Source organism: Streptomyces sp. NPDC054796 (assembly GCF_053611545.1).
The window spans coordinates 1-1200 of record NZ_JBSHAO010000159.1 but is presented as its reverse complement, the minus strand read 5'-3'; the positions used below and the strand labels follow the sequence as shown (position 1 = coordinate 1200).

Here is a 1200-nt window from a genome sequence, read left to right as displayed (position 1 = left end):
CCGTAGGACTCGATAACTCGCTTCTCGACGGAGAGAAGGCGGCAGATACGCACCACGAGTTCGGCGGGGACGTCGGCGCTGGCACCGTTGTAGCCGTCGGGATCGAAGACGGTGATCACGGCTCCCCCTGGGGCCCTGCGGTCGAAGCGGCTCAGGCCGGACAGTTCGGCGAGTAGGCGGCAGAGCCTGTCCGGCCCGGCAGCGTGCTCGCCGGGCGCGGGAGTCCCGAGCGGGTGGTGGCCGCCGTAGCGGATGGCCGTTCCCTGGAGGTAGCGCTGGGTGGCGGCGACCATGGCGTGGAGCTCGGGGCCGTGGAAGACGACGGCGATGTGATCGTTCACGGCCTCGTGCTGCACGTGCCAGTTCTCCACCTGGTCCGGTCGGCTGGGCAGGCCCTCGTCCTCTCCGATGACCAGGTAGGTGGAGTCGGGGAGGGCGACGTGGAGGAGGAAACCGACGCCCTGGACCTGGGTGAGAGTGGCGTTGACGTTGTGCTCGTGCAGTGTGGCGAGCACCGGCGCGTACTGCGGGCCGACCTCGTCGGCCGAGTAAGCCACACTGATGACCCAGTCCACGATGGGTCTGGGGTCGGCGGGCCAGTCCAGTTGGCCGTGGTCGGTCTTCTTGCCCTCCGGTGTCTGGCGCAGCCAGAACAGAGTCAAGGGTGCGGAGGGCTTGGAGGGTGCGGGCCACAGTGCGATCTCGTCCCCGGAACTGGGGAGGGTGACCAGTACCGACTTGCCGAAGTTGTGGTTCACTTCAACCTCTGCCTCCTCTCGGATAGCGATGGCGAGATCGGTCATGGAAATCGGGGTGTCGGTCACGTAGGTGACTCCATTCCGAAATGTGGGTTCCCCGGGGGCTTTTCCCTGCCCCCTTCTAGATTTCAGATCAATGTTCTACGGATTCCGATGAAGCACTCTATGGATTTTTAAAGGATCGATGACCGCGCAGGTCTATTCACTGCCAAGCATCTCCAGTGGGTGGGTTTTTGAGATTCACCTCGCCCCTTTTCGACATAGGTAAATCTATGCCCTATTGGGATACGGGTCAACTTCAGCATCCGGGCCCCGGAAGGGGAATTGGGAGAATTCCCGAAGGCCAGTGTGACCGAAACGGTGATTCTTTGAGCGCGTGCGGCCTGCAATCGGCCACCACGCAATGGCCAAAGCAATGCAGCGCCGAGGAGCGGCCCCCTCC

Annotated in this window: 1 protein-coding gene; it reads right to left on the bottom strand. The window is 63.4% G+C overall.

The window, feature by feature from the left end; genetic code table 11:
- Positions 1–824 (bottom strand): hypothetical protein (locus ACWGJ2_RS40350; protein WP_453351404.1); only part of this gene is annotated, 824 nt, incomplete at its 3' end.
- Between the last annotated feature and the right edge of the window lie 376 nt (positions 825–1200).